General features: G+C 67.6%; 27 protein-coding genes and 1 tRNA gene. 13 read left to right on the top strand and 15 right to left on the bottom strand.

Annotated features, from left to right (window positions below; translation table 11 throughout):
* The first annotated feature begins 11 nt into the window (after positions 1 to 11).
* Both ACZYY4_RS14735 and ACZYY4_RS14730 read left to right on the top strand, forming a co-directional pair.
* A complete protein-coding gene (locus ACZYY4_RS14735; RefSeq protein ID WP_463810737.1) occupies positions 12 to 1,571 on the top strand; it encodes a dolichyl-phosphate-mannose--protein mannosyltransferase in 1,560 nt (519 codons plus the stop codon).
* A 44-nt stretch (positions 1,572 to 1,615) separates the two neighbouring features.
* Positions 1,616 to 2,212, top strand: a complete 597-nt coding sequence (locus ACZYY4_RS14730; RefSeq protein WP_463810736.1) for an alpha-ketoglutarate-dependent dioxygenase AlkB — start codon at positions 1,616 to 1,618, stop codon at positions 2,210 to 2,212.
* Positions 2,213 to 2,230: 18 nt separating this feature from the next.
* Here the strand turns inward: ACZYY4_RS14730 and ACZYY4_RS14725 are convergent, their stop codons facing one another.
* Both ACZYY4_RS14725 and ACZYY4_RS14720 read right to left on the bottom strand, forming a co-directional pair.
* On the bottom strand, positions 2,231 to 2,887 hold the full coding sequence (locus ACZYY4_RS14725; RefSeq protein ID WP_463810735.1) for a DUF5642 family protein: 657 nt from the start codon (positions 2,885 to 2,887) through the stop codon (positions 2,231 to 2,233).
* Positions 2,888 to 2,930: 43 nt separating this feature from the next.
* Complete coding sequence (locus ACZYY4_RS14720) at positions 2,931 to 3,956, bottom strand: GNAT family N-acetyltransferase (RefSeq protein WP_463810734.1); 1,026 nt, start codon at positions 3,954 to 3,956, stop codon at positions 2,931 to 2,933.
* A 155-nt stretch (positions 3,957 to 4,111) separates the two neighbouring features.
* Between ACZYY4_RS14720 and gdhA the strand changes: the two genes are divergently transcribed.
* Positions 4,112 to 5,461: an NADP-specific glutamate dehydrogenase gene (gene gdhA, locus ACZYY4_RS14715; protein ID WP_463810733.1), complete on the top strand. Its 1,350-nt coding sequence runs from the start codon at positions 4,112 to 4,114 to the stop codon at positions 5,459 to 5,461.
* Positions 5,462 to 5,572: 111 nt separating this feature from the next.
* Entirely contained in the window at positions 5,573 to 5,902 is a 330-nt protein-coding gene (locus ACZYY4_RS14710) for a DUF732 domain-containing protein (RefSeq protein WP_463810732.1), read from the top strand.
* On the opposite strand, the gene ACZYY4_RS14705 is transcribed toward ACZYY4_RS14710, so the two are convergent.
* Complete coding sequence (locus ACZYY4_RS14705; RefSeq protein WP_463810731.1) at positions 5,899 to 6,948, bottom strand: EcsC family protein; 1,050 nt, start codon at positions 6,946 to 6,948, stop codon at positions 5,899 to 5,901. The genes ACZYY4_RS14710 and ACZYY4_RS14705 overlap by 4 nt on opposite strands.
* Positions 6,949 to 7,025: 77 nt before the next feature.
* Between ACZYY4_RS14705 and ACZYY4_RS14700 the strand changes: the two genes are divergently transcribed.
* Together ACZYY4_RS14700 and ACZYY4_RS14695 are read left to right on the top strand one after the other, a co-directional pair.
* Positions 7,026 to 7,634: a TetR/AcrR family transcriptional regulator gene (locus tag ACZYY4_RS14700; protein WP_463810730.1), complete on the top strand. Its 609-nt coding sequence runs from the start codon at positions 7,026 to 7,028 to the stop codon at positions 7,632 to 7,634.
* Entirely contained in the window at positions 7,631 to 8,455 is an 825-nt protein-coding gene (locus ACZYY4_RS14695; RefSeq protein WP_463810729.1) for a hypothetical protein, read from the top strand. The genes ACZYY4_RS14700 and ACZYY4_RS14695 overlap by 4 nt, the downstream gene beginning before the upstream one ends.
* Positions 8,456 to 8,477: 22 nt before the next feature.
* Here ACZYY4_RS14695 and ACZYY4_RS14690 read toward each other — a convergent pair whose 3' ends face one another.
* Positions 8,478 to 9,692, bottom strand: a complete 1,215-nt coding sequence (locus ACZYY4_RS14690) for a cytochrome P450 (RefSeq protein ID WP_463810728.1) — start codon at positions 9,690 to 9,692, stop codon at positions 8,478 to 8,480.
* 194 nt (positions 9,693 to 9,886) lie between these two features.
* Here ACZYY4_RS14690 and ACZYY4_RS14685 point away from each other — a divergent pair, with 194 nt between their 5' ends.
* Positions 9,887 to 10,459, top strand: coding sequence for a TetR/AcrR family transcriptional regulator (locus ACZYY4_RS14685; protein ID WP_463810727.1), 573 nt, complete (start codon positions 9,887 to 9,889; stop codon positions 10,457 to 10,459).
* Positions 10,460 to 10,484: 25 nt separating this feature from the next.
* Here ACZYY4_RS14685 and ACZYY4_RS14680 read toward each other — a convergent pair.
* The 5 genes from ACZYY4_RS14680 to ACZYY4_RS14660 all read right to left on the bottom strand — a co-directional run bounded on the left by ACZYY4_RS14680 (position 10,485) and on the right by ACZYY4_RS14660 (position 14,769).
* Positions 10,485 to 10,557: transfer RNA gene (locus ACZYY4_RS14680), tRNA-Ala, on the bottom strand.
* A 50-nt stretch (positions 10,558 to 10,607) separates the two neighbouring features.
* Positions 10,608 to 11,711 (bottom strand): divisome protein SepX/GlpR, encoded by a 1,104-nt coding sequence (sepX, locus tag ACZYY4_RS14675; protein WP_463810726.1) that lies wholly within the window; start codon positions 11,709 to 11,711, stop codon positions 10,608 to 10,610.
* A 145-nt stretch (positions 11,712 to 11,856) separates the two neighbouring features.
* Complete coding sequence (locus ACZYY4_RS14670; protein ID WP_463810725.1) at positions 11,857 to 12,519, bottom strand: GNAT family N-acetyltransferase; 663 nt, start codon at positions 12,517 to 12,519, stop codon at positions 11,857 to 11,859.
* Positions 12,520 to 12,529: 10 nt separating this feature from the next.
* Positions 12,530 to 13,801 (bottom strand): molybdotransferase-like divisome protein Glp, encoded by a 1,272-nt coding sequence (gene glp / locus ACZYY4_RS14665; protein WP_463810724.1) that lies wholly within the window; start codon positions 13,799 to 13,801, stop codon positions 12,530 to 12,532.
* Between the two features lie 56 nt (positions 13,802 to 13,857).
* A complete protein-coding gene (locus tag ACZYY4_RS14660) occupies positions 13,858 to 14,769 on the bottom strand; it encodes a UTP--glucose-1-phosphate uridylyltransferase (RefSeq protein WP_463810723.1) in 912 nt (303 codons plus the stop codon).
* 76 nt (positions 14,770 to 14,845) lie between these two features.
* Here ACZYY4_RS14660 and ACZYY4_RS14655 point away from each other — a divergent pair, with 76 nt between their 5' ends.
* The 3 genes from ACZYY4_RS14655 (at position 14,846) to ACZYY4_RS14645 (ending at position 16,638) form a co-directional block, all read left to right on the top strand.
* The gene (locus tag ACZYY4_RS14655; RefSeq protein ID WP_463810722.1) at positions 14,846 to 15,469 is read left to right on the top strand and encodes a 5-formyltetrahydrofolate cyclo-ligase; all 624 of its coding nucleotides are present in this window, start codon (positions 14,846 to 14,848) and stop codon (positions 15,467 to 15,469) included.
* A gap of 95 nt (positions 15,470 to 15,564) precedes the next feature.
* Entirely contained in the window at positions 15,565 to 15,927 is a 363-nt protein-coding gene (locus tag ACZYY4_RS14650; RefSeq protein WP_463810721.1) for an FmdB family zinc ribbon protein, read from the top strand.
* Between the two features lie 66 nt (positions 15,928 to 15,993).
* Entirely contained in the window at positions 15,994 to 16,638 is a 645-nt protein-coding gene (locus ACZYY4_RS14645) for an SAF domain-containing protein (protein WP_463810720.1), read from the top strand.
* A gap of 4 nt (positions 16,639 to 16,642) precedes the next feature.
* Here ACZYY4_RS14645 and ACZYY4_RS14640 read toward each other — a convergent pair whose 3' ends face one another.
* The 6 genes from ACZYY4_RS14640 to rpmF all read right to left on the bottom strand — a co-directional run bounded on the left by ACZYY4_RS14640 (position 16,643) and on the right by rpmF (position 21,704).
* Complete coding sequence (locus ACZYY4_RS14640) at positions 16,643 to 17,074, bottom strand: large conductance mechanosensitive channel protein MscL (RefSeq protein WP_463810719.1); 432 nt, start codon at positions 17,072 to 17,074, stop codon at positions 16,643 to 16,645.
* A 230-nt stretch (positions 17,075 to 17,304) separates the two neighbouring features.
* On the bottom strand, positions 17,305 to 17,799 hold the full coding sequence (locus ACZYY4_RS14635) for a MogA/MoaB family molybdenum cofactor biosynthesis protein (RefSeq protein WP_463810718.1): 495 nt from the start codon (positions 17,797 to 17,799) through the stop codon (positions 17,305 to 17,307).
* A gap of 104 nt (positions 17,800 to 17,903) precedes the next feature.
* Positions 17,904 to 19,274 (bottom strand): S1C family serine protease, encoded by a 1,371-nt coding sequence (locus ACZYY4_RS14630; protein ID WP_463810717.1) that lies wholly within the window; start codon positions 19,272 to 19,274, stop codon positions 17,904 to 17,906.
* A 45-nt stretch (positions 19,275 to 19,319) separates the two neighbouring features.
* The gene (locus ACZYY4_RS14625) at positions 19,320 to 20,774 is read right to left on the bottom strand and encodes a HAMP domain-containing sensor histidine kinase (protein ID WP_463810716.1); all 1,455 of its coding nucleotides are present in this window, start codon (positions 20,772 to 20,774) and stop codon (positions 19,320 to 19,322) included.
* Complete coding sequence (locus ACZYY4_RS14620; RefSeq protein ID WP_024442851.1) at positions 20,774 to 21,466, bottom strand: response regulator transcription factor; 693 nt, start codon at positions 21,464 to 21,466, stop codon at positions 20,774 to 20,776. The genes ACZYY4_RS14625 and ACZYY4_RS14620 overlap by 1 nt, the downstream gene beginning before the upstream one ends.
* A 64-nt stretch (positions 21,467 to 21,530) precedes the next feature.
* The gene (gene rpmF / locus ACZYY4_RS14615) at positions 21,531 to 21,704 is read right to left on the bottom strand and encodes a 50S ribosomal protein L32 (RefSeq protein ID WP_013827873.1); all 174 of its coding nucleotides are present in this window, start codon (positions 21,702 to 21,704) and stop codon (positions 21,531 to 21,533) included.
* Between the two features lie 178 nt (positions 21,705 to 21,882).
* Here rpmF and ACZYY4_RS14610 point away from each other — a divergent pair, with 178 nt between their 5' ends.
* From ACZYY4_RS14610 to ACZYY4_RS14600, 3 genes are read left to right on the top strand one after another with little or no spacing between them, the layout of a single operon-like run.
* Complete coding sequence (locus ACZYY4_RS14610) at positions 21,883 to 23,598, top strand: acyclic terpene utilization AtuA family protein (protein ID WP_463810715.1); 1,716 nt, start codon at positions 21,883 to 21,885, stop codon at positions 23,596 to 23,598.
* A complete protein-coding gene (locus ACZYY4_RS14605; RefSeq protein ID WP_463810714.1) occupies positions 23,595 to 24,773 on the top strand; it encodes an acyl-CoA dehydrogenase family protein in 1,179 nt (392 codons plus the stop codon). The genes ACZYY4_RS14610 and ACZYY4_RS14605 overlap by 4 nt, the downstream gene beginning before the upstream one ends.
* Positions 24,774 to 24,799: 26 nt before the next feature.
* Positions 24,800 to 26,365: an acyl-CoA carboxylase subunit beta gene (locus ACZYY4_RS14600; RefSeq protein WP_463810842.1), complete on the top strand. Its 1,566-nt coding sequence runs from the start codon at positions 24,800 to 24,802 to the stop codon at positions 26,363 to 26,365.
* Positions 26,366 to 26,397 lie beyond the last annotated feature (32 nt).

Raw genomic sequence — 26,397 nt, 5'->3', positions numbered from 1 at the left:
CGATCGTGGGGATGAGCGCTCCGACCGCTACTAGCTCCGCGGCCGTGCCGGAGCGCACCGCACCCGTGATCAGCCCGGGACTGCTGGTGCCGGTGGCCGATTTCGGACCGACCGACCGTGCCCGCGGCTGGGCGGTGACCGCGGCGGTCACCACGCTGGCCGCGGTCACTCGCTTCTCGAACCTGTACACGCCGACCGACGCCGGCACCCCGATCTTCGACGAGAAGCACTACGCGCCGCAGGCGTGGCAGATGCTGCACAACCACGGGGTCGAGGACAACCCGGGCTACGGCCTGGTGGTCCACCCGCCGGTCGGCAAGCAGCTGATCGCGATCGGCGAGGCGCTGTTCGGCTACAACGGGCTGGGCTGGCGGTTCACCACTGCGCTACTCGGCGTGATCGCGGTCGCGCTGCTGGTGCGGATCGTGCGGCGGATGACCCGCTCCACGCTGGCCGGCGGGATCGCCGGGCTGCTGCTGGTCGGCGACGGGGTGAGCTTCGTCGCCGCGCGCACCGCACTGCTGGACGGCTTCCTGACCTTCTTCGTGGTGGCCGCATTCGGGGCATTGATCGTGGACCGCGACCAGGTGCGAATGCGGATGCACACCGTGCTGACCGACGGCCGAAGCGGCGCAACGCCGTGGGGTCCGCGGCTGGGGGTGCGCTGGTGGCGCTTCGGCGCCGGGGTGCTGCTCGGACTGGCCTGCGCCACCAAGTGGTCCGGGCTGTATTTCGTGGTGTTCTTCGGCGCGATGTCGTGCGCGTTCGACGTGGCCGCCCGCCGCCAGTACCGGGTGCGCCGACCGTGGCTGGGAACACTGCGCCGCGACGTCGGGCCCACCGCCTACGCGATGGCACTGATTCCGTTCGGGGTGTATCTGGCGTCGTATGCCGCGTGGTTCGCCTCCGAGACCGGCGTGGACCGCCACGAGGAAGGCCAGTCGATCGGGTTGGAGAGCCGGTTCCCGGTGCCCGACGCGCTGCGCTCGCTGTGGCACTACACCTATCAGGCCTATCACTTCCATTCCGGGCTGACCAACGCCGCCGGCAACCACCACCCGTGGGAGTCCAAGCCGTGGGCCTGGCCGATGTCGCTGCGCCCGGTTCTCTACGCGATCGACCAGCACGACGTTCCCGGCTGCGGCGCCCAGTCCTGCGTCAAGGCGGTGATGCTGGTGGGCACCCCGGCGATGTGGTGGCTCGCCGTGCCGGTGCTGGGGTACGCGTTGTGGCGAACCCTGGTGCGCCATGACTGGCGCTACGCCGCGGCGCTGGTGGGCTACTGCGCCGGTTGGCTGCCCTGGTTCGCCGACATCGATCGGCAGATGTACTTCTTCTATGCGGTGCCGATGGCGCCGTTCCTGGCGATCCTGCTCGCGTTGATCTGCAGCGACATCGTCGACGGGGGGCGCACCCGCGGCGAGGAGCGGTGGACTCTCGGGCTGCTCGCCGTGTGCTGTTACGTCGCTTTGGTGCTGACGAACTTCGCCTGGCTGTATCCGATATTGACCGGGGTGCCGATCTCGCCGGCCACCTGGAACATGGAGATCTGGCTGCCCAGCTGGTCATAGCTCAATCTCGACGAATCGAACTGGTGTGCGATACGCTGGCCGCTGTGGCGATATCGGTACAGGAGTCGCTGTTCGACCTGAGCGATCGCCGGCAGCTGGGTGGGGGCGCCTGGCTCGACGTCCGTTCCAATTGGGTGTCCGATGGCGCAGAACTGGTCAGCGAACTGCAGTCCGCCATACCGTGGCGGGCGGAGCGCCGCCGGATGTACGACCGGGTGCTCGACGTCCCCAGGCTGGTCAGCTTCCACGACCTGGCCGTCGACGCGGCGCCGCACCCGGCGATCGCCAGGCTGCGCCGCCGGCTCAACGACATCTACGCGGGGGAGCTCGGCGAGCCGTTCACCACGGTGGGCCTGTGCCTGTACCGCGACGGCGGCGACAGCGTGGCCTGGCACGGTGACACCCTTGGCCGCGGCGCCACCGACGACACCATGGTCGCGATCGTCAGCGTCGGCGCCACTCGAACGTTTGCGCTGCGCCCGCGAGGCGGCGGTGCCGCGCAGCGGTTGTCACAGCGCCACGGCGACCTGCTGGTGATGGGCGGTTCCTGTCAGCGGACCTGGGAGCATTCGATTCCGAAGACGACCACACCCACCGGCCCGCGGATCAGTATCCAGTTCCGGCCGCGCGGCGTGCGGTAGCTCGAAGGATCAGTACGCCTAGCCGCGCACTGCGGCCACCGCGGCCACCAGCAGCTCGCGCGCTCGGGCGGTGTCGACGGGGATGACGGGCTGGTCGGGCGCCACCAACGGGTTGGCGGTGACGAGCACCTGATACGGACCGAAATACGCCGAGTAGTTGTAGAGCTCCCCCACGCGGGCCTGGCCGCCGGCAACCGCCTCGACCACCCGGTGCACTCCCATGGTCTGTACGCCGTCGATACGTGGCGCCTCGACCGTTTCGACCAGGCCGCGCATCCGGTCTCCGGCGAAGCCGATCCGCCGGCAGGATCGTCCCGGCTCGTTGAACGGGACCGGCTCGGAGGTCTCCAGGGCGATGGTGATGAAGCGATTGCCGTTGCCTTCGGCGGCGACGGCGGCCATGTTGCCCTGCACGCCCTGCGGTAGCTGTTGACTGACCGCGAACTTCGAGCAGTCGGCGGGTTCGAATTTCAGGCCCGAGGGCAATGTGGTGGCCGCCAGCAGCTTCGGGTCGAGGCCGGTGTGCTCGATGCTCTTGACCTGGAACTCCGGACCGAAGGAGGACTTGAGTTCGGTCACCTTGCTGATGTCGGCGGTCACCTCGCCGGGACCGGAGCTGCAGGCGGCGAGCAGACCGACACAGCCCAGCGCCAGCACCGCGCGAAGGTTCAACATCGCAGCCAATCTACCCAACGCCGACCGGTCTAGGTGACGACGGTCACCCCACGGCCTGGATCGCTTGGCGGCCAACCTCTTTGATCTGTTCGGCAACGTCGCGACCGAATACCAGTTGGTCATCGCCGGGTACGTCGAGCACGGCGGTGACGATGCCCGGCTCGTCGCGCTCCCAGTAGGCGCCCAGATGGTCCAGGATGGCGCGCATCGGCGCATTCTCGGACAGCACCCGTGCGGTGAACTTCTCGATGCCCTCCAGCCGGGCGATGACCGCCACCGCCCCCATCAGGTAGGTGCCGATACCCCGGCCCTGATAGCTGTCACCCACGATGAACGCGATTTCGGCGACGGTCGGGTCCTCGGTGTCCCGGACGAATCGGGCGTCGGCGACCAATGAGCCGTCCGGCTCGGTGACCACCCAGACGAAGTGATCGACGTAATCGACCTCGAACAAGTAGTGCATGAGCGCCGGACTCGGAGTGCGCGTCGACATGAATCGCCGGTAGAGCGTCTCGCGGGAGAACTTGACCTGGTCCTGGACGGTTCGCGCACTGTCGCCGGGCAGCACCGGCCGCAATAACAGTTCGGTGCCGTCGCGAGCCCGGATCGGCACCGCGTCGATGTAGGCGGCCAGCCGTTGGCGCGCAGTGCGCACCAGCCGGCCCATGACCTCCGGGATCTGCAGCATCTCGCCGAAGGCCTGCTCGTCACCGATCCAGCCGGTCAGCGGCGTCGAGGTGGTGACGGTCGCAGTTCGGCGGCCTTTGCGCAGCAGGGCGATCTCCCCGACCACCATCCCGGCCGAGACCTCGTTGACCACTACCGCGCCGTCGTCTCCGACATGCTTGACCTGGGCGGATCCCGACGAGATGAGCAAGAAGGACACAGCCTGCTCGCCTTGCCGCATGAGTTCGGTACCGGCCTTGGCCTGCAGCGGCTGCAAGCCGGTGGCCAGCGGCGTCAGCTCGTCGTGGGTGCAGTCGGCGAAGATCTCCATCGCCGCGAGCTCGGTGGTGGGCACCGCCACTTCAGGCACTGTGGCACCCCGGTCTCGCCGCGATATCCCCATGGATTGCTCCGCCTTTGTTCGCCAATCAAGGCTAACCGGTGCGTCTGGAGCGGTAATGATTTAACAGCGACGTAACGGACTGGATTCGGCGTTAGCGATTAAGGCGGCTAGCCTGTGCCCGCTGACTGCGACACGCGAGGAAGAGATCACAAGACATGAGCGAACTGAATCCGAAGCTGCACGACATCTACGACGAGGTGCTGCACCGCAACCCCGGTGAAGCGGAGTTTCACCAGGCCGTTTTCGAGGTGCTCAGCAGCCTCGGGCCGGTGGTGTCCAAGCACCCGCAGTACGTCGACAGCGCGGTCATCCGTCGGATGTGCGAACCCGAGCGTCAGATCATTTTCCGGGTGCCGTGGCTCGACGACTCGGGCAACGTGCAGATCAACCGGGGTTTCCGGGTGGAGTTCAACTCGGCTCTGGGCCCGTACAAGGGCGGCCTGCGGTTCCACCCGTCGGTGTACCTGGGCATCGTCAAGTTCCTCGGCTTCGAGCAGATCTTCAAGAACTCGCTGACCGGCCTGCCGATCGGCGGCGGCAAGGGCGGGTCGGACTTCGACCCCAAGGGCCGCTCGGACAACGAGATCATGCGGTTCTGCCAGTCGTTCATGACCGAACTGTTCCGCCACCTGGGCGAGTACACCGACGTCCCGGCCGGTGACATCGGTGTCGGCGGCCGCGAGATCGGCTACCTGTTCGGCCAGTACAAGCGGATCACCAACCGCTACGAGTCGGGTGTGCTGACCGGCAAGGGCTTGACCTGGGGCGGTTCGCAGGTCCGCACCGAGGCGACCGGTTACGGCGCGGTGTTCTTCGCCGACGAGATCCTCAAGACCTCCAAGGACTCCTTCGAGGGCAAGCGGGCCGTGGTCTCGGGCTCGGGCAACGTGGCGATCTACGCGATCGAGAAGATCCACCAGCTGGGCGGCACCGTGGTGGCCTGCTCGGACTCGTCCGGCTACATCGTCGACGAGAAGGGCATCGACCTGGAGCTGCTCAAAGAGATCAAGGAGGTCAAGCGCGAGCGCATCGAGGCCTACGCCAAGACCCGCGGCGGCACGACGCAGTTCGTCAGCGACGGTTCCATCTGGGACGTGCCCTGCCAGCTCGCACTGCCTTCTGCCACCCAGAACGAGCTCGACGGCAACCACGCCGCCACGCTGGCCAAAAACGGCTGCAAGATCGTCGCCGAGGGCGCCAACATGCCGTGCACCCCGGAAGCCGTCAAGCTGTTCACCGAGGCCGGCGTCACGGTTGCGCCGGGTAAGGCGGCCAACGCCGGTGGTGTGGCCACCAGCGCCCTGGAGATGCAGCAGAACGCCTCGCGCGATTCGTGGAGCTTCGAGTACACCGAGCAACGCCTGGCGGCGATCATGCAGAGCATCCACCACCGCTGCCTGGTGACCGCCGATGAGTACGGGGCGCCCGGCAACTACGTCGTCGGCGCCAACGTGTCCGGCTTCATCCAGGTTGCCGACGCGATGACCGCGCTCGGCCTGATCTAGCACCAGCTCTAACACTGTTGGCTCTGCGTCCACGGCGGGGTGCATTCGCACGTTTCCGCCGTGAACGCAGAGCCAACGTGTTTTCGCCCCGTTCGACGTAACATCGCTCGTATGAGTTGGATTCTGCGCACTGCCGCACTCGCCGGTGTCGCGTCCATGGCGCTGCTCGGCAGCGCACCGGCCCACGCCGACGACGCCAGCTACATCGCCGCCCTCGACGCCAACGGCGTCTTCCGGTCCGGTCCACCGAACGCACGACTGTCGGCGGGACACCGGTTCTGCAACCAGTTGCGCAGCGGCGAAACGGTCGACCAGGTGGTGGACGCTTACGCGCGCCGGCCGTCGTTCGGCGGACCGTCGATGGTCGATGACCTCACAGTCAACCTGCGCCCGGTGATCGACATCGCCCAGCACGAACTGTGCCCTGAAACCCTGACCTAGTCCGTAACACCCTCGATGTCACCGGATTCCGAAGCGAGCTCCGCATCGAGCACCTCGTCGACCAACGGGATGTCGACGACAGCGTCCGACACCACGACCGGCGCCCACTGACTGGCGTCCAAGTCATGTTTCTCGGTGAGGAAACGTAGCCGATAGGCCTGCTGCGCCCGCTCGAAAGTCCGATGGGCGATGCGGGCGTTGAGCCCGCCGTTGACGACCGCACCCAAGACCGGAACCACCTGCGCCAGTTTCCGTTTCGTGAGCCTGAATCCCAGTGCCGCGAACATCTGCTGGACCACGTTGACCGTCTGGTGCTGCCGAAGCTGTCGCCATGTCGCACGGCGCATCATCTGCTGGGTCAACCGCGAGAGCGAGGCCAGCGCTGCGGCCTTCTCCGCGGAGTTGCCGGCGGCCGAATAGGCGATCACGCCGGAGGCGAAGGCCTGCTCCTGCGGCTCGCGCACGTCATAGCCATAGTGCGCGGCCACCAGTGCCACGATGCGGCCCATGCCGACCATCACGGCGGTCACGTCGGCCACCACCGCCGAGGCCGCGACCGGCAGGGTCGTTCCGCCGGTGACCGTGCTCGACACCGTCGCGCCCGTCACCGCCAGCGACGACGCCGCACCCTCGGCCACCGCAAGAGCGATGTAGCGTTCCTTGCGGCGTGGGACCGAGCGGTCGCAGTGTTTCAAGTCGAGTTCTTTTACCTCGTCATAGGACGCCACCACGACGCCCTCTTCGGCGAACATCGCAAACACCTTGGCCGGCTTGACCGAATTGAGTCCACGCTCGACCAGGACGACATACAGGGTCTCCATCGCCTTGGCGCCGAAGTCGTCGACCTTGCCGATGGCGGCGGAGGCACCCGGGATCTGTTCGACCCGGGAACGGGTTTGAGCGGCCACCGCTTTGGCGCGCCCGGTGAGGCCTCGGCTCAGGCTCTCGAAACGTCCGGATCGCTCGGCGCCGGTGGCCGCGTCAAGCAGCGCTTCCCAGGCCGTGCGTTCGTAATCGGACATGCCGGGCAGAACGGTATCGGCCACCCTTCGAGCCTACCGGCGGAGCCATTCGCTGACGATCGTCATTGACGACCGTCAGCGAATTGGCGTACGGTGCGGGCATGCAGTCGTCGGGTGAGCTGACAGTGTCGCCGTCGCGGGCCGGGGGCGTTCGGGAGGCGCGAAGGCTCGAGACCCGCGCGCGACTGTTCGACGCCGCGCTGACAGAGATCGCGCGAAGCGGGCTGGCCGCCGCTGACGTCAGCGCCATTGCCGCTGCCGCGAATGTGGCGAGGGGAACCTTCTACTTCCACTTCCCCACCAAGGAACACGTCCTCATCGAGCTCGAGCGCAATGAGGAGACCCGGATCGTCGATGAACTCGGCGCGGCCGACGGCGAGTTCGCCGCGGTGCTCTCGCAGGTCGTGCACCACGTGCTCAGCGCCGAACGTCGCTTGGGGGCCGTGGTTCTCCGGGACATGCTCGGGCTGCATTTCACCTCGTCTCGTCCCGTCGAAGACGAATTGGCCCAGCACCCGGTCGCGGAGTTCCTGGTGGGCGTGATCGGCCGGGCGCAGGACCGCGGGCAGGTGTCCTCGGAGCTCGATGCGGGCGAACTCGCAACATTTTTCCTCTCCGGCCTGTTTGCGCTGTTGGCCACCGGAGCGCACGATGCTGCACTGCTAAACCGTTACGTCACAACGATTACCAAGGGAATGGAGAACCGATGAATCACACCGGCATCGAGGGCTACCGGGATTTCCTGGCCAGACGGGATGGCAAAGCGGACCTGCTCAACAGGCGGTTGGCCAACCGTGAACTGTTCTTCGACGAGCTTGAAGCGAACCCCGTCCGTTCCGCACGCCCCGCCGACCGGCCGACTTTCCTTCGCAACCTGCGGCGCCGGCGACCCGAACCCGGCCTGGACCGCAAGATGCTGTTCCTGCTGGCGACCGCCAAACTCAATCAGGCGGAGCGGTTCGGCGTCGGACTGGGCGAGACCTACGGGCTCAACAGCGACGAGAGTCTGCCTCCCGAGAACGTCTACCTCGAACTCGAGGAGCACTACCACACCCGGCTGCTGGCCTACGCCATCGACGTATTCGAGCTGACCTTCCAGGTGGTACCGCCACCCTTTGTGCTGCGACAGTTCGTCAAGACCGGGGTGTTCCTCCCCGAACGGCTCGGTTTCATGTTCGTCGGAGCCGCAGAGATGGCGGGCTGCATCATGTTCGACGAACTGCGCCGGGTCGGCATCGAGCTGTTCGCCGACGAACCCGACGTTGCCGAACGAATCACGCTGCTCTACAGCGAGATCCTCACCGACGAGATCGGACACGTCGGCTACTGCGCATCGCGCTGCACCACGGCCGAGCGGGCGATCATGCGCCGCCTCTACCCGCTGATCGCGCGCCTGTTCGCCCGGCAGACCGTCGAGATCAGCCTGCTGATCGACCCGAAGGCGTTGCGCGCACGCCTGGACCGACCCTTTGACGTTGCAGAACTCACCGAAGGGCTGGACAACGAGACGTACCTCGTCCGGCACCCGTGAGGAACTCAGCCCGTCAGCGAGGTCAGTGGATGTTCAGCTCTAACCGTTCAAGTCGGCGCACCAAGATGCTGGGCACCCATTGGCCCACGTCGGCCGCGTCGATCCAGGTGGTCTGCTCGAGCAGCATCCGAAAGACGATCTGAGCCTCCAGCCGAGCCAGCGAGGCTCCCACACAGAGGTGCGCGCCCTTGCCGAAGGCCAGGTGCTGCCGCGCCGCGCTGCGATCGAGCCGAAAGTTGTTGGGGGTGTCGAAATGCTGGGGATCGCGATTGGCTGCGCCCCACATCAGCAGCAGGCGCGAATCAGCGGGCAGCTCGACTCCAGCCAGGGTGGTGTCTTTCACCACATGCCGATAGTGGCCGCGAAACGGCGATTCATAGCGCAAGGTCTCCTCGATGAACGCACCCAGCAGGTCGGGGTCGGCACGAAGTTGCTCCTGGATGTGGGGCTGCTCGGCCAGAATCCAGGCACCGTTGCCGAGCAGCGAAGCGGTCGATTCGCCGGCCGCGCTGAACAGGGTGATCATGATGGCGAGCGCCGGGAGCTGTTCCAGCTCACCAGATTCGGTACGCACGGCTAGGTCGCCGATCAGGCCCGGCTGGGGATCTTCGGCCGCTTTCGCAAAATGCTCCAGTACATAGCCGGACAGTTCCATCGCGGCCATGCCGGCCGCCTCGAGTTGGGACGCACTGACGATCCCGTCGAGCAGGGTGGTGGTGGCGTACCCCAGTCGGATCAGCTTGTCCACATCTTCCTCCGGGAGTCCGAGCAGACGCGCGACCACCATCATCGGCAGCCGGTTGGCCATGGCGCTCATCCATTCGATCGGTACGTCATCGGGTGCCTCCGACCACAGCCGCCTCGCGGTGGCGTCAGCGAACTCCTCGATCACGCGCACTCGCTTCGCTGCAAGGTGGGGCAGCAGCAACTTCCGGTGTCCCGCGTGCAGCGGGTCATCGGCGGTGGCCAGCACCTGCATCTCTCCACCGAGCGGTCCCATGTCGAACGGAGTCACGGTCCCGTCGTCGTGGTACACCATGGTCGCCGTCAGGTTCGACGAGAAGTCCTCGACGCGGTTCGTCGCTTCCGTGACGGCGTCCCAGCCGCACACCGCGTAGAAGACGGAATCACCGATGCGATTCACCCCGGCACGGCTGCGCATCGTGTCGTACAACACGTTCGGGTCCTGGATTGCGGCACTGCCGAAGAAATCGGTCGGGTCCACCACGGCACTCATGACCATAAGGCTCGCTGGGCCCGTGACCTGCGTCAACGGTACAAGCCGAAGTTGCAAGTCGGGTTCGTTGACGATGCATGCGGGGGTTCTCAGCCCGTCGCCCGACCAGCACCGCTGATGAGAAGAACGTCGAAATTATTCTCACAGTGATAAAATTTTGTGATACTTCGCCACAAGGGAATGAGTGACCGGTAGTGGTAAACGACTGGCTGATCGGCCGGGATCGACACAGCGAAGGCGCTGAACGGATTTACGCAGCCGCCGCTGAGCTCATGTCGCGTCACGGCTACGACGCCTTCAGCATCGACGCCCTCGCCGGCGTCGTGCACTGCTCACCGGCGACCATCTACCGCCATGCCGGAGGTAAGACGGCGATCCGTGACGCAGTGCTGAGCAGGCAAGCGGAACGCATTCTGGACTCAGTGCGCGAGGCCATCGCGGGGCTGACGGGCTCTGAGCGCATCGTCACCGCCACCATTGTCGCCTTACAACGCATGCGCGCCGAACCCCTCGCACACATCATGCGGACGATGACCGGCTCTCCCGGCACAGCGTGGCTGACCGACTCTCCCGTCATCGCCCGCTTCGCCGCGGAAATGGTCGGTGCCGACAATCCCGACCCGCTGGCCGCTCAGTGGCTGATCCGGGTGTTCCTGGCGCTCTGGTGTTGGCCCCTGGAGGACGGCGATGCCGAGGAGGCTGCGGTACGCCGATTCCTCGGCCCGCCATACACTGCCGATAAGGCTGACGATCAGGAACCGTCCTGACCTGCAAAAACTTTCACAAGATCTGTGGAGCTAGGGAGAATCGAACTCCCGACCTACTCGATGCGAACGAGTCGCGCTACCAACTGCGCCATAGCCCCTGACCGCTAGGAGATTACCAGCCACCGGCCGGTCCCCTGAAACCGAGACGCTATTGACCGGACGCTCGTGGCAGGTCGCCGCCCCAGTCGTACCCGCGCGCGCTCGCCGCGTACTCGAGGTGCTCGAACACCGGGTCCTCGTCGTCGATCTCGAGCACCGCGACGCCGGGTCGGCGCAGCCGCGAGGGCACCACCTCGAACGCCTCGGCACCGACATTCTCCCGCCGGGCATGTGGACGGTCCGCCCGCCGCGCCCGCCGCGCCCGCACCTGTTGCTCGATGCGGGTCTGCCGCCGCAGGTACGCCAGATACAGCACCGTCGCACCGGCCGCACCGCCGCAGATCCACCACGCGCTCGGCGCCACGGTGAAGGCCGTGATCGCCGAGAACACCAGGATCACCGCCAGCGACATCAACACCCGCTTGCGGAACTCGTACTTGCGGACGCTGACGGCGGCGGCCGTCTTGGTGTCGTAACGGCGTGGCCGCGCCGCTGCCGGCGCCGCCGAATCGGCTTCGGCCTCCAAACCTGAGCTGTCCTCGACGTATTCGTATTCGTAGGCGTCGGATTCGGGGTCCGCTTCAGCTTCGATCTCGGTCTCGGTCTCGGCTTCGGCTTCGGCTTGGGCCCGAGCCTCCGCTTCGGCGTGGGCCCGAGCTTCAGCTTCGGCCTGGGCCCGAGCTTCGGCCTGGGCCTGGGCTTCCGCCTCGGCCCGCGCCCGCTCTTGCGCTTCGACCTCAGCGGCCAAACCCGCTTCCGACAGCGGCAATTCGGCGGAATCGTCGGCGACGACCTCTACGTCCAAGACGTCCGGGTAGTCCAGCTCGCCCTGCTCACCGGCGGCGGCGGCGACGAACACGCGCGATCCGCGCTCTGCGGGCTCGTCCTCGTCGACGGCATCGATGTCATCGGCGTCATCGAGTTCGGTGTCGGTTGCGCGCTGCTGCCAGTCGGGATCGCTGCGGTGACCGGTGGCCGGACCACCACGCTTGAGCAGCCGCGCGCTGGTCCCACTGGTCAGCACGCGGGTCGCCAACGCGATGTCACTGGTGCGGCGCACTGCGTCTCGCTTGCTGACCAGCATCGGCACCAGTACGAACAGCCAGAGGACGACCAGTGAGATCCAGAGCAATGATTGCGGGATGCTGGGCATGGTGGCCTGCTCCTTTCCCAGCCAAGGCTAGGTCTGTGACCCACACGACTCCGGATGGCGCGCCGAGCCAATTACACAGTTGTAATTTACTCGCTGACCTCGATAGTCACAACTATCACACGGGCAACACGGCAGACTATCTTGTTCAGGCCCACGCTGCCCGGCCGGCCTGCACCAGCCCCGAGGTCACCGATCCGTGGACTTCCTCGACCGTCATCGCCACCAGCAGGTGGTCTCGCCACGCGCCGTCGACGTCCAGGTAGCGCTGCAGTCGACCTTCCTGACGAAAGCCGACCTTGGCCAATACTGCACGGCTCGCGCCGTTCTCCGGCCGCACGGTCGCCTCCACGCGGTGCAGCCGCACCGGCCCGAAGCAGTGGTCGAGCCCGAGCGCCACCGCGCCGGTCGCCACTCCCCCGCTCGCCGCCGAACTGGACACCCAGTAGCCGATCCAGGCGGATCGCAGCGCACCGTGGGCGATGTTGCCGACCGTCAACTGACCACAGAATCGGCCGTCGAGCTCGATCACGAACGGCAGCATTCGCCCGTACCGGGCCTCCGTGCGCAGGCTGGAACACACCGGCGGCCACGCGGCCGAACTGTGCCGGGTGGCCCAGTCCGCTTCGACGCTGGGCTCCCACGGCTCCAGGCGCGCGCGGTCGGCCAAGCGGATCCGGCTCCACGCCACGCCGTCGCGCATCCGCACCGGCCGCAGCCGGATCACCCCTGCCGGAACCCGCAGCGGTCCGAGCACCGTCGGCCAGCCGGGGTGCTGGACGGCCTTGAAGGGCCACAGATTGACCAGCATGTGCCCGGACTCAACCCCGTTGCGCCAGGAAGGCGACGTCCACAGTCTCCCCGGTGGCGATCTGCTCGACCTCCTCGGGAACCACCACCAGGCAGTTCGCCTCGGCCAGAGTCGCCAGCAGGTGCGACGAGGTGCCCCCGGTCGCCCCGAGCACCTGCACGAGGTACTCGTCGGTTTCCTCGTCGCGCATCAGCTGGCCTCGCAGATAGCCCTTGCGTCCCGGCATCGAACTGATCGGCCCCAACGTCCGGGCCTGCACCACCCGGCGCATCGGCTCGCGTTTGCCCAACGACAGCCGGATCAGCGGACGGATCATCACCTCGAACACCACCAGCGCGCTGACCGGGTTGGCCGGCAAGAGAAACGTCGGCACCCCTTCGGGCCCCAGCTGGCCGAAACCCTGCACCGAGCCGGGGTGCATCGCGATCCGGGCGACTTCCATCTCTCCGAGATGCGACAGCACGGTGCGCACCTGGTCGGCCGCCGCGCCGCCCACCCCGCCGGCGATCACCACCACCTCGGCTCGGTTGAGCTGTCCCTCGACCACCTCGCGCAGCTTGTTGGGTTCGCTGCTGACGATGCCGACGCGGTTCACCTCCGCGCCCGCATCACGGCCGGCCGCGGCCAGCGCGTAGGAGTCGACGTCGTAGACCTGCCCGTTGCCGGGCGTGCGGGTGACGTCCACCAATTCGCCGCCCACCGCCAGCACCGAGAGCCGTGGGCGCGGATGGACCAGAACGCGGTCGCGGCCGACGGCGGCCAGCAGTCCCACCTGAGCGGCGCCGACGACCGTGCCGGCGCGCACGGCGACATCGCCGGGCTGCACGTCGTCACCGATCCGCCGCACGTAGTCGCCCGGGCGCACACCTCGCAGCACCCGGACCCGGGAGTTACCGCCGTCGGTCCAGCGCAGCGGCAGCACCGCGTCGGCCAGGGTGGGCATCGGCGCTCCGGTCTGGATCCGGGTCGCCAGCTTGGGTTGCAGCCGGGTGGGGGTGCGCGCTCCCGCTTCGATGGTGCCCAGCACCGGAAGGGTGACTGCGGCTGCGGGGGCACTGCCGCGCTCGTCGGAGCTGTCGCCTATCGCATCGGCGCCGAGTACGTCGACGCTGCGCACCGCGTAACCGTCGATGGCCGCCTGGTCGAAAGCGGGCATGGGCCGCTCGGCAACCACCTCTTCGGCACACATCAAGCCCTGCGCCTCGGCGATCGCCACCCGGACCGGACGCGGCGCCACCGCGGCAGCCGAAACCCGGGCCTGCTGCTCCTCAACCGAACGCACGGTGCGCCTTCCTCAAAGCCTCGGTCCGATCCGGGCTGACCAGGACTGACTTTGCCTCAGTTCTGCGCCAAGCCCAGCCGCGCCACCAGCCACCGGCGCAGATCCGGACCGTAGTCGTCACGATCCAGGGCAAAGTCAACCGCAGCTTTGAGGTAGCCGCCCGGATTTCCCAGGTCGTGTCGCGATCCACGGTGTACCACGACGTGAACCGGATGACCCTCGGCGATCATCAGCGCGATGGCATCGGTGAGCTGCACCTCGCCGCCGGCACCGCGATCGATGCGCCGCAGCGCGTCGAATACCGCCCGGTCCAGCACGTAGCGGCCCGCGGCCGCATACGTCGACGGCGCGTCGGCCGGCTGCGGTTTCTCGATCATGCCCTTGACGCGCAACACGTTGGGGTTGTCACCGTCGGGAACCGGCTCGACGTCGAAAACGCCGTAGGCGCTGACGTCTTCGGGGCTGACCTCGATCGCGCAGAGCACGGTGCCGCCGCGGCGGGCACGCACCCTCGACATCGTCTCCAACACCCCGGTCGGCAACACCAGATCGTCGGGGAGCAGGACGGCAACTGCGTCTTCGTCGGCAGACAACGTGGGCTCGACGCAGCTGATGGCGTGGCCCAGCCCGAGTGGCTCGGCCTGCACCACCGATTCCACCTTGATCAACTCCGGGGCCCGCCGCACTTTCGCCAGCATGGCCTTCTTGCCGCGCGCCTCCAGCGTGCCCTCCAGCACCAGGTCTTCGACGAAGTGCGCGACCACGCCGTCTTTACCTTCGGAGGTGACGATCACCAGCCGCTCGGCACCGGCCTCGGCCGCCTCCGCCGCGACCAGCTCGATGCCGGGGGTGTCGACGACGGGCAGCAACTCCTTGGGCACCGTCTTGGTGGCGGGCAGAAACCGGGTACCCAAACCGGCCGCGGGCACAATGGCGGTACGCGGAATGGGAACCTTCGGCGTGGGCATTGCTCACACGATAACCGCAATCGCCTCCGCAACCTGCGCTGGCGGTGGGCGCGCCGATGCTGACAGGCTGAAAAGCATGACCGACAACGCGGTGATGGCCGCCAAGTCCGCGTTGCGGGCGCGACTGCTCGCGAACCGCACTGCGGTACCGGCCGAAGTGCGCGACGCCGAGGCCCGCGCGCTGGCCGGCCACCTGGAGCAACTCGTGAGCAAGGCCCGCACGGTCTGCGCCTACGTGCCGGTGCGCGGCGAGCCCGGTTCCACCGCCATGCTCGACGGCCTGACGCAGCGCCGTATACGGGTGCTGCTACCGGTGGTGCGTACCCGCGACGACGGCACGCCGCTGGCACTGATGTGGGGCGAGTACCGGCCCGGGGAGGGGGACACCGGGCCAGCCCTGGTCCGCGCCCGATTCGGCCTGCTCGAACCGGCGCAGCCCTGGCTGCCGGCGGAGGCGCTGGCGGAGGCCGATCTGGTCTTGGTGCCGGCGTTGGCCGTCGACCGCCGAGGCGTGCGATTGGGCCGCGGCGCCGGGTTCTACGACCGCTCTCTGCTGCTGCGCCGGCCCCAGATCCCATTGGTGGCAGTGGTGCGCGACGTCGAACTGCTCCCGGACGGCCTGGAACTGCCCGCCGAGCCGCACGACGTGGCCATGACCCACGCCCTGACCCCCGAGCTCGGCTTGGTGGCGCTGTCCTGACACCCGATGGCCCCGGAATGCCAGAAGCCAAATAGCGGTTCTAGCACTTAGCACGGTAGAGTGCTAACCCGATTGTCCGATTCACGGAGGTTCGCGTGCCCACCTACAGCTATGCCTGCACCGAGTGCAGCAACCGCTTCGATGTGGTCCAGGCCTTCACCGACGATGCATTGACCACCTGCGAGGAGTGCAACGGTCGCCTCCGCAAGATCTTCGGCAAGGTCGGCGTGGTGTTCAAGGGCAGCGGCTTCTACCGCACCGACAGCCGGGACGCGGCCAAGTCGTCTTCGAACGGCACCAAAACCGCCACCGCATCGAGCGACACCGGAAGTGGGACCGGCGGTTCCGGTGATGGCGGCACCAAGTCAGCCGATAAGTCCTCCGCAGACAGCGGCACCAAGTCCGCCGACAAGCCCAAGGCAAACACCGCTTCGCCGGCGGCCGCCACCTCCGCCTGACCCGTTATCCACAGGCCGACACCCGAGGCGACGATCCCGGACCGGCCGGCCGCTTACCGTGGCGCCATGGGCGAGTCGCTCAACCCGACCTTGATCACCCGGTTCTCGCATGCGCTGCGCCCGGACTGGGCCCGCACCGTGCTGGCGCGACGGGTGACCGCCGGCGCGCTGGTCATGTTGGCCGGCGTCGCGGCGATCCGCTCCGACCCGCAGGGCGACCGGGTCGACGTCGTGGTGGCCAGTCACGACATCGCTCCCGGCACGGCGCTGACCGCTGATGACGTTTCACTCGAAAGCCGTTCAGCCCGAACGGTTCCCGATGGTGTCTCCGCCGACCTGTCGTCGATGCTGCACACCACGTTGGCGGGGCCGGCGCGCCGCGGCGAGATACTCACCGATGTCCGATTGCTCGGCAGCCGGCTCACCGAAGCGGCCGTCGGCCCGGACGCCCGCATCGTGGGCGTGCACCCCGCCGACGCGGCGTTGATCGACCTGGTGCGCCCCGGCGACGTCGTCGACATCGTGACCGCCGACGACGCGGCCGACCCGCCGGGCGCGCCCAGGTTGCTGGCAACCGGCGGGATCGTGGTGCTGGTGTCGGACAAGCAGAACCATGACGATCGGGTGGTACTCGTGGCATTGCCGGCCGCCGCCGCTGTGGCGGTGGCCGGCGCCACGCTGGCTCAGGCGGTGACGCTCACCCTGCGCTGAGCCGTCAAGCTGCGGCGGCCGACTGCGGGCTGGCGCAGAATTTGCACTTGGTCGCTTCGGGGTCGATCTCGGACTTGCACTCCGCGCAGGTCTTGGTCGGCGCCGGGTCGCCGTATACGGTCTTCCCGCGGCGCTTCTGAATGTGCTTGTAAGGCAACACGATGAAGAAGTAGACGGTCGCCATGAACACGATGAAGTAGATGATCGCCGAGATAAATGCACCGAGGTCGATGAACGTCGCCTCGTTACCCTCCGCCCCCAGTTGATAACCGAGGCCCAGACCGTCGGCGTCCGGCTGGGCGGCCGAGACCAGCGGATTGATCACGCTGTCGGTGAAGGCCTTGACCAGGTTGGAGAACGCCAGCGCCACCACCAGACCTATGGCGACGGTGATGACGTCGTCACGCATCAGGAAATTCTTGAATCCCTTGAGCACCGCAACTCCCCTTCCGTACGGTTCCACTGCGAAGCGGCGCTACACCGCCTACCGCGAACGGTAGTGGCGCTCGTCACATAGCTAGGGGAATTCGGCGAAGTCGATTCTCAACCGTGATGTGGTGGGACGTTGTCACGCAGCCACCGCTCGCGCTCCTCGGCATCGCGGGCGTCGTCCGGATCGCGTTCGTCCGAGGACTCCTGGTGCTCGCCGAGACCGGGCATGGCCGCCTAGATCTCCAGGCTGGACAGTTGGCCGATGATCACGGCCGCCAGCGGGTTCAGCGTCGCCATCCCGTCGCGCACCGCGGCACGGGAACCGGCCAGGTTGACCACCAGGGTGCTGCCCGAGACCCCGGCCAGACCACGCGACAACCCGGCGTCGGGTATGCCGGCGGCCAGAGCGGATGCGCGCAGCGCTTCGGCGATGCCGAGGATCTCGCGGTCCAGGATGTCGCGGGTCGCTTCGGGAGCGACGTCGCGCGGGGTGACCCCGGTGCCGCCGACCGACACGACCAGGTCGACTCCACCGATCACCGCCGTGTTCAGCGCGTTACGGATTTCCACCTCGTCGGCGGCGACGGCGACCACGCCGTCGACCATGAACCCACCTTCGGCCAGCAGTTCGGTGACCAACGGACCGTTGTGGTCCTCATCGCCGTGCGCGGTGCGGTCGTCGACGACGACGACGAGCGCGCGGCCGGCGAGTTCTTGGGTCTGTTCCATGGGTGCAACCGTATATCCGGAATCCGACGGCGGTTCAGCGAGGCTCGACGAAGGAGAGGCGAAGCTGGGACCGCCGCATGAATCCGGCGGACCCACCAGTCCCGTCACTGCTGGGCTTTACCGAGGGTGACCTGCGCGCTCTTGGACGCTCCGCCGGCATCCAGGTAGGTCAGCGTCACCTGGTCTCCTGGCGCCTTGGATCGCACGGCGGCGACCAGTGCGTCGGCACTGCCGATCGGGCGCTTGTCGAAAGCGGTGACCGTCGCGCCTTCGGGCAGCCCGGCTTTCGACGCCGCCTCCCCGGGCACCACCTCGACGATCTTGGCGCCGTGCAGGCTGCGCTCACTGGTGACCCGCACCCCCAACGAGGCGTGCGACGCCGTGTGATCCGGCGAGTTGATGAGTTCGTCGGCGATCCGCTTGGCCTGGTCCACCGGAATCGCGAAGCCCAGGCCGATCGAGCCGCTCTGAGCTTCGGCGGAGTCCCCACCCATCGTCGCGATAGCAGAGTTGATCCCGACCAGGTCGCCGTTCATGTTGACCAGCGCCCCGCCCGAGTTACCCGGATTGATGGCCGCGTCGGTCTGGATCGCGTCCAGCACGGTGTTCTGATTGCCCGCCTCGCCACTGGTGGAGACAGGCCGGTTGAGGGCACTGACGATCCCGGTCGTCACCGTGCCCTCCAGGCCCAGCGGCGACCCGACCGCCACCACGTGCTGGCCCACCCGCAGGTCCGCCGACGAGCCGAGCGTGATCGGGGTCAGATCCGAGACGTCCTGTACACGCACCACCGCGATGTCACTGGCCGGGTCCGACCCCACCACGGCGAACGACGCGGTGCGTCCGTCGGCGAACGTCACCGTGGTCTTCGGCGGCGCCTTGGAGGTTGCGTCCGCCTTGGCCGCGGCGGCCACCACGTGGTTGTTGGTCAGGATCATCCCGTCGGCCGACAAGATGATGCCCGAGCCCTCCTCGGACTGCCGTCCCAGATCGGTCTCCAGCATGACGACGCTGGGCACCACTTTCGCCGCGACCTTCTCGACCGAGCCGTCCGGCAGGCTCACCGCGGCCGGCACACCCGGCGACTGAAAGCCCGGCGTGCGACTGCCACTGGCGGCCGGTTTGTGGTCGGAGTGCAGTGCCGAACCCACCACGCCGCCCGTCACGCCCGACATCACCGCGATGGCGGCCGCGCCCAGCACCAGCGCCCCGGTGCGGGAGCGCTTCGGGGGGGTACCCGGACCCGGGATCGGCGGCCGGCCGTAGGAGGTGTCGTAGGCGGAGCGGTACGCCGACTGGGCCTGCTGTTGTGCCTGCTGTTGGGCGTAGCGCCAGTCATACGACTGCGAGTACGGGCCCTGCGCGCCACGGCCCGGGTAGCCGGCAGGTCCGCGTTGCTCAGCCACCGGGGCACCGGTCGGGTTGGACCGTTCCGGCTGCTGATGCGACGGGGGGTACCCGGGGTAGTTCGTCATGTCGTTGCCTACTCCTAGAGACGCGAAGTTGCCTCACCACCATGCCTAGGTGGACTGAGAACCGCCTGTGACTGCTCCGGCCGATACCCGGTCTGCGGACCTGGGCCCGCCGGGCAGCACCATCCGGAACGACGTCCCGGGCGGCTGAGCTCCGGGGACGGTGTCTTCGATGGTGATCGCCCCACCGTGTTTGAGCACCACCTGTTTGACGATCGCCAACCCCAGGCCGGAGCCGGGCATAGCGCGCGCGGAATCCGAGCGGTAGAAGCGTTCGAACACCAATTCCCGTTGGTTCTCCGGGATTCCGGTTCCCTGGTCCGACACGATCATCTCCACGTGCGTCGGGTCGATCTGGCGCATCCGCAACCCCACGACCCCGCCCGAGGGGCTCCACTTGGCCGCGTTGTCGAGCAGGTTGAGCACCGCGCGCGACAGACCCGCGGCGTCGCCGTACACGTGCCACGGCACCACCTGGATGTCGAACTCGATGTCGTTGCGACGCCGCCTGACTCGCTCCATGCTGCGGTCGACGACCTCAGTGACATCGACCTGTTCGTTGGCGACCTCACGTTGGTCGTCGCGGGTGAGGTCCACCAAATCGCCTACCAGCGTGGACAATTCCTCGATCTGGCCGATTGCGTCGGCACGCAGATCGGCCATCTCGTCGTCGGGCAGTTGCGGAGCGCCGGGCGCCGCCGACGCCATCAACAGTTCGACGTTGGTGCGCAGCGACGTCAGCGGTGTCTTCAGTTCGTGCCCGGCGTCGGCGACGAGTCGCGCCTGCCGTTCCCGCGACTCGGCCAGTGCCCGCAACATCGCATTGAACGCCTCGGTGAGCCGGGCCAATTCGTCGCTGCCGTAGACCGGGATGGGCCGCAAGTCATCGGTGCGCGCCACGCGTTCGGCCGCATCGGTCAGCCGGCCCACCGGCCGCAGACCGGTCCGGGTGACCATTCCGCCGGCCACCGCGGCCACCACGACACCGACCCCGCCGACGACCAGCAGCACCCAGCGCAGCTTCATCGTCACCGCCCGGGTGGGCGCCAAGCTCTTGGAGATCAACAGCGTGCTGCCGTTGGGCAGGTGCACGGCCAGCACCCGCTGACCGGCCGCAGTGCGGCGCGACAGGAACAGCTCGCCCCGGATGACGGCCTTCTCCTGCGGTCCGACCGGCAGCCGCTGGCCGGGCTGGTTGGCGGTGTAGATCGACCGGCCGGGATTGACCAGCATGGCGTTCACGTCCGAGTAGGCGGTGCCCTCGATCGCCTTGCGGGGATCGGCGGCCAGCGAGCCGCTGGCGATCAGCATCTCGGTGCGACTTTGCAGTTGATTATCGATGTCGTTGTACAGCGCCGCGGAGATCACCGCGTAGACGGCGACGGCCATCAGCACCACCACCAGCGCCACCATCGACATCGCCAGCAGCATCACCCGCCAGCGCAGCGACAGGGAAGTGTTCTGCGCCGAAGCGCCGTCCTGCCGCCGGTGGAACAATTGCATCAGGGCGGGGTCTCGCGGAGCACATAACCCACCCCGCGCACGGTGTAGATCAGCCGCGGCTCCCCTTCGGCCTCAGTCTTGCGACGCAGATACCCGATGTAGACCTCCAGCGCATTGCCCGAGGTGGGGAAGTCGAACCCCCACACCTCCTCGAGGATGCGGCTACGGGTGAGCACCCGGCGCGGGTTGGCGATCAGCATCTCCAACAGCGCGAACTCGGTGCGGGTCAGGCTGATCTGCCGGTCGCCACGGGTGACCTCGCGGGTCACCGGGTCCAGCGTCAGGTCCTCGAACGACATCGCCACCGATTCGGACAGGTCCTCGGCGGTGGTGCGGCGCAGCAACGCCCGCATCCGCGCCAGCAACTCCTCCAAGGCGAACGGTTTCGGCAGGTAGTCGTCAGCGCCGGCGTCCAGGCCGGCCACCCGCTCGGAGACCGAGTCGCGGGCGGTCAACACCAGGATCGGCAGGTCGTCACCGGTGCTGCGCAGCTGACGACAGACTTCCAGACCGTCCAGCCGCGGCATCATGACATCCAGGATCATCGCGTCGGGGCGGTCGCTGGTGATCGCCTCGAGCGCCTCGACACCGTCGGTAGCCAGCGAGACGGAATAACCATTGAACGACAGAGACCTGCGCAGCGACTCACGCACCGCGCGGTCATCATCAACAACCAGTACCCGGGTAGCCATACGTGCTATCCAATCATCCGAAAGGCGATCTGGAGGGTCAGGCGCCGGTCGTGTCGGGGCCTAATTAGCGGCGGTCGAGATCAATGAGGCCCAGGCGGGCCGCCTTGAGCAACCGACGCGGCACCTTGTGCGCGCGGCCGGCGACCGAGACGTTGACCAGGCCGGTTGCCTCAGCCTTCCACTGCGCGCGGCGGGAACGGGTGTTCGCGCGCGACATTCTGCGCTTCGGCACGGCCATGCTCGAGCCTCTCCTCAAATTCGCGGGTTGCCGCCAGAGAACAACGGCGGGACTTCTGCAAAAGGATAGCCGGTGATCAGCGTCGGCTCCAAAATGGCACCGTCGGCGGTTCAGCCGCCTTGACGCGACACCGGCGGTACCGGCTAACCTACCGGTTGGTTGAGTGATGGGATTGCGGATGACGGCAACGGTTCGGATCGGCAACTGCTCGGGCTTCTACGGCGACCGGCATGCCGCGATGCACGAGATGCTCACCGATGGTGAGCTGGACTATCTCACCGGCGATTACCTGGCCGAGCTGACCATGCTGATCCTGGGGCGCGACCGGATGAAGCATCCGGAGCGCGGCTACGCCAAGACCTTTCTCACCCAGCTCGAACAGTGCCTCGGCCTGGCCCGGGACAAGGGTGTTCGCATTGTGGCCAATGCCGGCGGGCTCAATCCGGCCGGTCTGGCCGACGCGGTGCGCGAGCTGGCCGACCGGCTCGGGGTTCCGGCGCGGGTGGCCCACGTCGAAGGCGACGACCTGCTCCCCCGCGCCGCCGAGTTGGGTTTGGGCTCCCCTTTGACCGCGAATGCCTACCTGGGCGCGTGGGGTATCGCCGAGTGCCTGGCCGGTGGCGCGGACGTCGTGATCACCGGGCGGGTCACCGATGCCTCGGTGATCGTCGGCCCGGCAGCCGCCCACTTCGGCTGGGGTCGCACCGACTACAACCAGCTCGCCGGGGCAGTGGTCGCCGGTCACGTGATCGAGTGCGGTATCCAGGCCAGCGGCGGCAACTACGCCTTCTTCACCGAGATTCCCACCCAGCAGATGCTGCACCCCGGCTTCCCGCTCGCGGAGATCCACGCCGACGGGTCATCGGTGATCACCAAGCATCCGGGCACCGGCGGGTTGGTCAGTGTCGACACGGTCACCGCGCAACTGCTCTACGAAGTCACCGGGGCCCGCTACGCCAACCCCGACGTCACCGCCCGGATGGACAGCATCGAACTTCTCCCCGACGGGAAGGACCGGGTGCGCATCTCCGGCGTGATCGGCGAACCCCCGCCGCCGACCTGCAAGGTGTCGCTGAACAGCATCGGGGGTTTCCGCAACTCCACCACCTTCGTGCTGACCGGCCTGGACATCGAGGCCAAAGCCGAGCTGCTGCGCACCCAGCTGGAGGCGGCGATGACGGTCCGCCCGGCCGAGCTGGAGTGGACATTGGCCCGCACCGACCACCCGGACGCCGATACCGAGGAGGCCGCCAGCGCTCTGCTGCACTGCGTGGTGCGCGACCCCGACCCGGCCAAGGTGGGCCGCAAATTCTCCGCGGCCGGCATCGAGCTCGCGCTGGCCAGCTATCCGGGGTTCTGCGTCACCGCCCCGCCCGGCGACGGCCAGGTCTACGGCGTATTCACCCCGGGCTATGTCGACGCCACGGCGGTGCCGCACGTCGCCGTGCACGCCGACGGGACTCGGGTGGACATCCCGGCCGCCTCGCAAACACGTGAGCTGGCTACAGCAGCCGCGCCGGCGCTGCCCGAGCCCCTACCGGTCGGCCCGACCCGGCGTGTGCCGCTGGGATTGATCGCCGGCGCCCGCAGCGGAGACAAGGGCGGCTCGGCCAACGTCGGGGTCTGGGCGCGCACCGACGAGCAGTGGCGCTGGCTGGCCCACACGTTGACCGCGGAGAAGCTGCGCGAGCTGCTGCCCGAGACCGCCGAGTTGCCGGTCACCCGCCACCTGTTGCCGAAGTTGCGCGCGGTGAACTTCGTCATCGAGGGCATCCTCGGGCAGGGCGTGGCCTACCAGGCCCGATTCGACCCGCAGGCCAAGGGGCTGGGCGAATGGCTGCGCAGTCGTCACCTCGAGATACCCGAGCAGCTGCTGTCAGAAGGGAAATCGTGAGTATCTGGACTACCGCGGAGCGCCAAGCGCTGCGCAAGACCGTGCGCGGCTTCGTCGAGCGCGAAATCTCACCGCACGTCGACGAGTGGGAGCGCTCCGGCGACCTGCCCCGCGAGCTGCACCGCAAGGCCGCAGAAGTCGGCTTGTTGGGTGCGGGCTTCCCCGAGGAGGTCGGCGGCAGTGGCGGCGACGGCGCCGACGCGGTCGTCATCTGCGAGGAGATGCACCAGGCCGGCGCGCCCGGCGGGGTGTTCGCCTCCCTGTTCACCTGCGGCATCGCCGTGCCGCACATGATCGCCTCGGGCGACCCCCGGCTGATCGAGGAGTTCGTCCGTCCGACCCTGGCGGGAGAGAAGATCGGCGCGCTGGCCATCACCGAGCCCGGCGGCGGTTCGGACGTCGGGCACCTGCGCACCACGGCTGTCCGCGACGGTGATCACTACGTGGTCAACGGCGCCAAAACCTTCATCACCTCCGCGGTGCGCGCCGACTATGTCGTCACCGCGGTGCGCACCGGCGGGCCCGGGGCGGCCGGGGTGTCGCTGCTGGTGGTCGAGAAGGGCACGCCCGGGTTTGAGGTGAGCCGCAAGCTGGAGAAGATGGGCTGGCGCTCCTCGGACACCGCCGAACTGTCCTACGTCGACGCCCGGGTGCCGGTGGCCAACCTGGTCGGCGTCGAGAACACCGGCTTCGCCCAGATCGCGTCGGCCTTCGTCTCCGAGCGAGTCGGGCTGGCAGCGCAGGCCTATGCCAGCGCGCAGCGTTGCCTGGAGCTGACCCTGGCGTGGTGCCGGGATCGGGAGACCTTCGGCCGGCCGCTGATCTCCCGGCAGGCGGTGCAGAACACCCTGGCCGAGATGGCCCGCCGCATCGACGTGGCCCGGGTGTACACCCGCCACGTCGTCGAGCGGCAGCTAGCCGGAGCCGCGGAGGCGGCGACATCAGATACAGCCGAGGTCAACCTTTTCGCTTCGGTGTGTTTCGCCAAGAACACCGCGGTGGAGGCCGGCGAGTGGGTGGCCAACCAGGCGGTGCAGCTGTTCGGCGGCATGGGTTATATGGCCGAATCCGAGGTGGAGCGTCAGTATCGGGACATGCGCATCATCGGCATCGGCGGTGGAACCACCGAGATCCTGACCTCACTGGCCGCCAAGACGCTGGGATACCAATCGTGAGCACACTGCGATCCACTCTCGATCCGATGTCCCCCGCCTACACCGAGGCGGCGGAGGCGCTGAACGACAAACTCGCCGAGATCGACGCCGAGCACGCCAAAGCACTCGCCGGCGGCGGACCCAAGTACGTCGAGCGCCACCATTCCCGCGGCAAGCTCACCGCCCGGGAGCGCATCGAAGCTCTGATCGACGCCGACTCACCGTTCCTGGAGCTGTGCCCGCTGGCTGCCTGGGGCAGTGCCTTCCAGGTCGGGGCCAGCCTGGTCACCGGGATCGGCGCGGTCGAAGGCGTGGAGTGCATGATCGTCGCCAACGACCCGACGGTCAAGGGTGGCACGTCCAACCCGTGGACGCTGCGCAAGATCCTGCGGGCCAACAAGATCGCTCTGGAGAACCGGCTTCCGGTGATCTCCCTGGTGGAATCCGGCGGAGCGGACCTGCCCACCCAGAAGGAAGTCTTCATCCCGGGCGGTCAGATGTTCCGCGACCTGACGCGACTGTCGGCCGCCGGCATCCCGACCATCGCGCTGGTATTCGGCAACTCCACCGCCGGTGGGGCCTATGTGCCCGGCATGTCCGATCACGTGGTGATGATCAAGGAACGTTCCAAGGTATTCCTGGCCGGGCCTCCGCTGGTGAAGATGGCCACCGGCGAGGAGTCCGACGACGAGTCGCTCGGCGGTGCCGAGATGCACTCGCGCACTTCAGGACTGGGCGATTACCTCGCCAACGACGAGCTTGACGCGGTGCGGATCGGTCGACGGATCGTGGCCCGGCTGAACTGGGTCAAGCAGGGCCCGAAGCCGAAGCCGGTGACCGAGCCGCTGTTCGACTCCGAAGAACTGATCGGCATCGTGCCCGCGGACCTGCGCGTCCCGTTCGACCCGCGCGAGGTGATCGCCCGGATCGTCGACGGCTCCGACTTCGATGAGTTCAAACCGCTCTACGGGTCATCCTTGGTGACGGGTTGGGCACAGCTGCACGGATATCCGATCGGCATCCTGGCCAATGCGCGGGGCGTGCTGTTCAGCGAGGAATCCCAGAAGGCCACCCAGTTCATCCAGTTGGCCAACCGCTCCAACACCCCACTGTTGTTCCTGCACAACACCACCGGCTACATGGTGGGCAAGGACTACGAAGAGGGCGGGATGATCAAGCACGGCTCGATGATGATCAACGCCGTGTCCAACTCGACGGTGCCGCACATCTCGCTGCTGCTCGGCGCCTCCTATGGCGCCGGACACTACGGCATGTGCGGGCGCGCCTACGATCCCCGTTTTCTGTTTGCCTGGCCGTCGGCCAAGTCCTCGGTGATGGGCGGGGCACAGCTCGCCGGCGTGCTGTCGATCGTGAGCCGGGCAGCCACCGAGGCCCGCGGCCAACAGGTCGACGAGGCGGCCGATGCCGCCATGCGCGCCATGGTCGAAGGTCAGATCGAAGCCGAGTCGCTGCCACTCGTACTGTCGGGGATGCTCTACGACGACGGGGTGATCGACCCGCGCGACACCCGCACGGTATTGGGAATGTGTTTGTCCGCCATAGCCAGTGGCCCGGTCGAGGGGACGTCGAACTTCGGCGTCTTCCGGATGTGAGCGCGATGAGCGCTTGCGCGAAGAGCAGAAGG

The organism is Mycobacterium sp. IDUB_21 (assembly GCF_055419425.1).
Note: the sequence above shows the minus strand (reverse complement) of the source record. Positions and strands in the feature narration are given on the sequence as shown.